Annotated in this window: 7 protein-coding genes; 4 read left to right on the top strand and 3 right to left on the bottom strand. The window is 66.0% G+C overall.

The features are described 5' to 3' along the window. Window positions 1-21: 21 nt before the first annotated feature. Both ACT4OC_RS08500 and ACT4OC_RS08495 read right to left on the bottom strand, forming a co-directional pair. Window positions 22-1116, bottom strand: a complete 1095-nt coding sequence (locus ACT4OC_RS08500) for an FAD-dependent monooxygenase (protein ID WP_444838527.1) — start codon at window positions 1114-1116, stop codon at window positions 22-24. A 7-nt stretch (window positions 1117-1123) separates the two neighbouring features. After that, entirely contained in the window at window positions 1124-1369 is a 246-nt protein-coding gene (locus ACT4OC_RS08495) for a zinc-finger domain-containing protein (protein WP_444838526.1), read from the bottom strand. Between the two features lie 240 nt (window positions 1370-1609). Between ACT4OC_RS08495 and ACT4OC_RS08490 the strand changes: the two genes are divergently transcribed. Beyond that, window positions 1610-2746 (top strand): hypothetical protein, encoded by a 1137-nt coding sequence (locus ACT4OC_RS08490; protein WP_444838529.1) that lies wholly within the window; start codon window positions 1610-1612, stop codon window positions 2744-2746. Between the two features lie 54 nt (window positions 2747-2800). Beyond that, complete coding sequence (locus ACT4OC_RS08485; protein ID WP_444838525.1) at window positions 2801-3553, top strand: alpha/beta fold hydrolase; 753 nt, start codon at window positions 2801-2803, stop codon at window positions 3551-3553. On the opposite strand, the gene ACT4OC_RS08480 is transcribed toward ACT4OC_RS08485, so the two are convergent. Further along, a complete protein-coding gene (locus ACT4OC_RS08480) occupies window positions 3511-4905 on the bottom strand; it encodes a hypothetical protein (RefSeq protein ID WP_444838528.1) in 1395 nt (464 codons plus the stop codon). The two genes, ACT4OC_RS08485 and ACT4OC_RS08480, sit on opposite strands and share 43 nt — an antisense overlap. Before the next feature lie 312 nt (window positions 4906-5217). Between ACT4OC_RS08480 and cysE the strand changes: the two genes are divergently transcribed. Together cysE and ACT4OC_RS08470 are read left to right on the top strand one after the other, a co-directional pair. Further along, window positions 5218-6045, top strand: a complete 828-nt coding sequence (gene cysE, locus ACT4OC_RS08475; protein ID WP_444838524.1) for a serine O-acetyltransferase — start codon at window positions 5218-5220, stop codon at window positions 6043-6045. A 119-nt stretch (window positions 6046-6164) separates the two neighbouring features. Further along, window positions 6165-6377: a DUF3126 family protein gene (locus ACT4OC_RS08470; RefSeq protein WP_428132962.1), complete on the top strand. Its 213-nt coding sequence runs from the start codon at window positions 6165-6167 to the stop codon at window positions 6375-6377. Window positions 6378-6679 lie beyond the last annotated feature (302 nt).

The raw sequence follows: 6679 nt of genomic DNA, 5'->3' as shown, positions 1-6679 counted from the left end.
GGCCCTGGGTCGGGTCTTGTGTTAGTGGGGGGGGTTGGGGGGGGCCCGCGGGTCCACCCGCCTGACGGGCCCCGGGGGTGGCGGGGGGTATTTCTTCATGGGGGGGGAAACGCCGGCCGGGTCGCTTGCGCCTTCGCTCAAGGCTTTCGCCAGCACCGCGGCGTCCTCGATCGCCATGCCGGCGCCCTGCGCGGCAAAGGGCAGCATCGCATGCGCGGCATCGCCGAGCAGCGCGATCTGGCCCTCATGCCAATCGCCGTCCTCGGGCAGGGTGTAAAGCGCCCAGCGCTTCCACTCGTCCACCGCGCTTGCCAGCATGCGCGCGGTCGCGGGCCAGCGCGCGCTGGCAAAGAACTGCTTGATCTCGTTGGTCTCGCCCGGCGAGGTCCAGCCGGGCCTGTTCCAGGTGCCGGCGACGATCGCCACCACGTTGATCTGCCGGCCGCCGGAAATCGGATAGGCGACGAGGTGCGCGTTCGGTCCCATCCACAGCTGCACGCGGGGCGAAGTGTATTCGCGCGGCAGCGCGGTGGCCGCCAGCGTGCCGCGCCAGGCGATCAGGCCCGAAAACTGCGGCTGCACTTCCGGAAACAAATGATGCCGCACCGACGACCAGATGCCGTCAGCGCCGATCAGGGCGTTGCCGACCTCCTGATGCCGGCTCAAGCCCTGGCGCTGCACGATGGTGAGCCCGCGTGCATGTTTCGTCACGTCCTCGAACTGGCAGCCGAGCCGCAGCTCGACGTCGGGCGTGACCTCCACCTGCGCCAGCAGCGCCGCCTGCAGGTCGGCGCGATGCACCACCCAATAGGGCGCACCGGCGCGGAAGGTCGCGGCCCCTCCCAGCGGCAGGCGGCAAATCTCGCCGCCGGCCCGCGCGCTCATGACGTTGATGGATTCCGGCACCACCGCGCGGCCCAAAAGGCGCGGCTCGAGCCCGAGCTCGACCAGGATGCGGCTGGCGTTGGGGGAGAGTTGCAGGCCGGCGCCGGCTTCTTCCAGCTTCTCGGCCTTTTCCAGCACGACGGCACGAAAGCCCTTCCTGGCAAGTGCCAGCGAGGCCGTCAGTCCCCCGATGCCGGCACCAGCCACGAAGATGGTGCGCGATACTGCCACGGAGCGGTCAGGCGACCTTGTCCTTCAGCACGCATTCCGGCGGCCGGGCTTCGCCGGCCTTCAGGTCCGCGGCAAAGCGGTACAGCGTCGAGCAGTAGGGGCAGATGATCTCGTTGTCGTTGCCGAGGTCGAGAAACACGTGCGGATGGTCGAACGGCGGGTTGGCGCCGACGCACATGAATTCCTGCGATCCGATCTCGATCACCGGAACCCCGGCATCGTTGTGGAAGTGCGGAACGACGTGGTCGGCCATAACCTGTTCACCCTGGGTAGCAATCTGATGCAAGCGCAATCAACGCGTGGCGGCTTTTGTGAATTGTGCTGCGCACCATACTGAGGGGAACGGATGATTCCTAGATGCCCAACGGCTGATTTACTCATGCAAATTCGACACAATCTTGTCGTCCCCGGAAAGCCCTCCTTTCGTCGGGGCAGTTGTGTCACGAAAATGGCATACCATCTTGAGGGCAGCAGAAGGACCGGTTTTCAGGCGATGAAGCGGGCAGGGCTCAGTCTGGCAGTGGCATGCGTGGCGCTCAGTGCGGGCATGGCTGCCATGCTATGGCCGAATGCCCGCGACGCCTTGGCGGTGCTGGCGGCGAAGGACGACCCGGCGGAACTTTCCAGCCTTGGGGTCAACGCAGCCCTGCGCAACAACCCCGGCCTGATCCACGAGCAGATCGAGGCGGCGCTCGCTGCCGGCGATGCCGATCTCGCCGGCAGCTTCGCCGAGCTCGCACACGACAACAACGTGGTGCTGGGCGATGAATTGTCGAAGCGCGTGAGCGATGCGGTGGCCGAAGACAATTCCACCGCGCAGTTCGCCAAACGCTTTGCCAGGGGCTTCGTCACCGGCTCTGTCGATGACGTCGCCAGCTTCTCCGGCACCGTCGCCGGCGACCTCTTCGTGTGGGGCGACATCAGGGACGTGGTGCGCGAGGGCAAGCATCTGGCGACGGGTGAGGAGACCGATCATCTTATCCTCGGCCTTGCCACCGTGGGACTCGCGGTGACCGCCGCCACCTATGTGTCGGTCGGCGGAGTCGCGCCGCTGCGCGCCGGCCTCACGCTGGTCAAGGACACGCGAAAGGTCGGCCGGCTCAGCGAGGGGCTGGTGCAACATGCCGGCCGCTCCGCGCGCGAAATCGTCGATGCGCCCGTGCTGCAGAAGGCGGTCGCCTCCGGATCGGTGCTGCGTCCGGGCGAGACCGTCAGTGCGCTGAAGGCGGCCTTCCGCGCCGAGAAGGCGGGCGCGCTGGTGCGCCTTGCCAAGGATGTCGGCCGCGTCGGCGAGAAGGCCGGCATCAAGGCCGCACAGGACACGCTCAAGCTCGCCGAGAGCCCCAGGGAAGTCGCGCGCGCCGCGCGGATTGCCGAGAAGAAGGGCGGGCAGACTCGTGCCATCCTGAAAACGCTGGGACGCGGTGCGCTGCTCGGCGTATCCGGGCTGTGGACGCTTGCCGGCTGGATCTTCAGCGTGGCGATGGCGGTGCTTGCCTTCGTCTCGTCGGTCAAGGCGACCACCGAGCGGTTGACCTATGCCTGGCTGCGCCGCAAGAAGGCCCGGCGCGCGCGTCGGCTGGCCGCCACGCAGCAAGCGGCGCTGGTGGCCGTCCCGGTCGCCGGTTAGCTTGGGCCGGATATTCGCCGCGCCCGATCCTTTCCCTGACTCACGGAATTCCCGATGCCGAGCTTTCATCACGGCGACGTCGAAATTACCTATCTCGACGAAGGCGAGGGCGAGCCGATCCTCTTGGTGCACGGCTTCGCCTCGACCAGGAACGTCAACTGGGCCTATCCCGGCTGGGTCTCCGAGCTGAAGCGGCTCGGCCGCCGCGTCATTGCGCTCGACAATCGCGGCCATGGCGAATCCGCCAAGCTCTACGATTCCGCGCAATACGAGATCGCCATCATGGCGAGCGACGTGCTCGCGCTGATGGATCATCTCGACATCGCGCGCGCCGACGTCATGGGCTATTCGCTGGGCTCGCGCATGACCGGCGTGCTGGCGCTGCGAGAGCCGCAGCGGCTGCGCTCGATCATCCTCGGCGGCATCGGCATCGGCATGATCACCGGCGGCGGCCCCGGCGAGAACGTGGCGACCGCGCTGGAAGCGCCATCGCTCGACGACGTCACCGATCCCGTCGGCCGCACCTTTCGCGCCTTTGCCGATCAGACCGGTTCCGACCGCCGCGCGCTCGCCGCCTGCCTGCGCGGCTCGCGCCGGCTGATGACGCGCGAGGAGGCGGCTGCGATCGCAGTTCCAACGCTGATCGCGGTCGGCACCACGGACGAGATCGCCGGCTCTGCGTCCGCGCTCGGCGCGATCATCCCCGGCTCGAAGGTGCTGGATATCCCGGGCCGCGACCACATGCGCGCGGTCGGCGACAAGGTCTACAAGGCCGGCGTCGCGGAATTCCTGTCGGCGCGGCCGTGAGAGGCGGGTTCGTCTTCCCCGGAATGGTGCTTGATGGCGGCGATCAGTAGCGCGAAGGTCGCAACCCAGGCCAGCCGCGCGCCGTAGCGGTCGTGGGGGCCGGAGATGACGCCGCACACGAAGGCGTTGCCGAGCACCGCAAAGACGGCGGTCGCCGCCAGTAAAGTGATGTCGTCCAGGCCGCGTTGCCGCCACCGCCAGGCGCAGATTCCGGCGAGCAGCAGCACGGACGCCAGCGCCACCGGGACGTGCAGATAGTTGATCGGCGTGAAATCGAGCTCCCAGCGCTGCTGGTGCGCCGCGCGCATTGGCCTCGTCTGGGACGGGATATAGCGCTCGATGATGCCGTAGGTGTGGGCGACCCAGCCATTGATGCCTTCGCCCGTCGCCACCATCGCCAGTTGCTTCGCCGTCGCCGCCAGCGCCGCCTTCGCTTGCCACGCCGGATATTCCCTGAGCGATCCCTGCACGATCGTCTTCATCTCGTCGTCCAGGCCCTTGAAGCGGCCCAGCGTGTCGAACATGCTGTGGCCCCACAGGAACCGGTCGGCGGTCGCGGGCAACTCGTTGCGATAGGGGCAGAGCTTGAATTTTTCGCGCCCGCAGTGATCGCGCAGATACTGCGCGACGATGCCGTCCTGCAGCATGCGCCCGAAGGTGACGCCATAGCCGCCGGGCGTCCAGGCGAGCTCGCGCGACAGCGCGAAATTCGCCGCCAGCAGCATGCCTGCTCCGGCCACCAGGGATAGCCAACCCAGCAGCAATCCGGCGCCGGAAATTCGACCGCGCAGCCGCCACCATGCCACGAGGCCGAGGCAGCACAGCCCGAGCAGCACCGCGAGCGTCGCGCTATGGGTGGCGGCGGAGAAGGCGACGAGAACGAGCAGGGCGCATTTCTCGGCCCTGGAAACCTTCCCGCCATGCAGCATCAGCAGGAACAGCGCGAGCACCGACAGACCCGTGAAGATGTCGGTGAGCAGCATGCTGACCAGCCAGGGCAGGGCAGTGGTCACGGCCAGCACCAGGCCGATCCAGAGCAGCCGCCGCGGCTCGCTCATGCCGAGCACGCGCAAGGTGAGCTGCAGGATCCACAAGGTGGTCAGCGCCTGGATGCCGAGATTGATCCAGAACGAGGAGCCCTCGCCGAAAGTCAGATAGAGGCCGAACACCGTCGAGCGGCTCGGCACCAGATATCCCTCATACCAGCGCGCCAGGTAGCCGCCGGTGTCCCACTGAAGCAGCGGATAGCCATTCCAGATCGCGGGCGCGACCAGCAGGATCGGAATGCCGATGGCGGCGGCCCAGACCAGGCCGGATTCGGCCCTTCGGGCGCTCGAAATGTGCGTATGAATGTGGCGTCCCCCCGGTTTTGACTCACCTTAGCGCGGAACCCGCCCGGTTCCAAAATCACCCTAAAGTCGGGTTCGTTCTGCTTGAATTCCTGAAACGGCCGACCACCTGCAATAAACCGCCGGCCGGACCGGCCATTTCGGGGTGGTTTACCCTAGTACCCGGAATCAGAGCTAAGTGACACGGTTAAGCGCTGGACGTACCAACGAATTCTGAATCACCTTTCGACGATAGAGGGTACTAGCGCGGCCGGCCCGGGACAGCGGAACGCCCGCCGTGCTATAAAACGCCAACCAAACAAGCGAGAGCAGTCCATGGCCGTGCATCACGTCAGTCCCCAGGGCGGCAAGCTCACCGCGCTCGATCCGATCTGGGAGCGCATCCGCGGCGAGGCGGAAGATATCGTCCGGCGCGAGCCGGAGCTCGCCGCTTTCATCTTCTCGACCGTGCTGCATCACGACCGGCTCGAACAGTCGGTGGTGCATCGCCTTGCCGAGCGGCTCGACCATGCCGCGCTCTCCGGCGACCTGATCCGCCAGACCTATGACGAGGCGCTGCGCGACGATCCCGATATCGGCAACGCCTTCCGCGCCGACCTCGTTGCGGTGTACGACCGCGATCCCGCGACCTCCCGCTTCATCGATCCGCTTCTCTACTTCAAGGGCTTCCACGCGCTGCAGACCCATCGTCTCGCGCACTGGCTCTACAAGAAGGGCCGCAAGGATTTCGCCTACTACCTGCAGAGCCGCTCGTCCGCGGTATTCCAGACCGACATCAACCCGGCCGCCCGCATCGGCCGCGGCATCTTCCTCGACCATGCCACCGGATTCGTCTGCGGCGAGACCGCCGTCATCGAGGACGACGTTTCGATCCTGCACGGCGTCACGCTCGGCGGCACCGGCAAGGAGAACGAGGACCGTCATCCCAAGATCCGCCATGGCGTCCTGATCGGGGCGGGCGCCAAGATTCTCGGCAACATCGAGGTCGGCCATTGCGCGCGCATCGCGGCGGGCTCCGTCGTGGTCAAGCCGGTGCCGCACAACGTCACGGTGGCGGGCGTGCCGGCGAAAATCGTCGGCGAAGCGGGCTGCGCCGAGCCCTCGCGCACCATGGACCAGATGATCAACGCCCTGGGATTGTGATGCAGCGTTGATTTTCCACACAATTTGAACCGCACCTTTTGCCTGATTTCAGCTGGCGGTTCGTCGCGTCTCGTCCTAAAACCGCGCTCGGAAAAACAAGATCCGATTGGAGAACTGCCGTGGACGTTCAGGAAGTCAGGAAGCTCGACGCCTATCTCAAGCGCGTGTTCGGCAATCCCAAGATCCGCGTCGTGCCGCGGCCGAAGAAGGACGATTCCGCCGAGGTCTATATCGGCGAGGAATTCATCGGCGTGCTGTTCGTCGACGACGAGGACGACGACCGCTCGTTCCAGTTCCAGATGGCGATCCTGGAAGAGGATCTGGTGGAGTAAGTCAGGTGCTTCCGTCGTCATTGCGAGGAGCGTGGCGACGAAGCAATCCATGTCTCGGCTCGCGGCTCGATGGATTGCTTCGCTTCGCTCGCAATGACGATTGAGAGCGTACAGATTGCGTAGGGTGGGCAAAGGCGCGATAGCGACGTGCCCACCTTCACGTCCGCGCTTTCAGAGGTGGGCACGCTTTCGAGGCTGGGCAAGTATTCGGAAGGCCTGTCAACTCGTAGAAAGTTCATTCTCTGCACTGCTTGCGCAATGACGGCAACAGAATATTTTCGGCGCTATGGCGTCGGACTGCG

This window comes from Bradyrhizobium sp., from assembly GCF_052389815.1.
Taxonomy (GTDB): Bacteria; Pseudomonadota; Alphaproteobacteria; order Rhizobiales; family Xanthobacteraceae; genus Bradyrhizobium.
The sequence above is the reverse complement of the archived record's forward strand: the minus strand, read 5'-3'. Positions and strand labels throughout refer to the sequence as shown.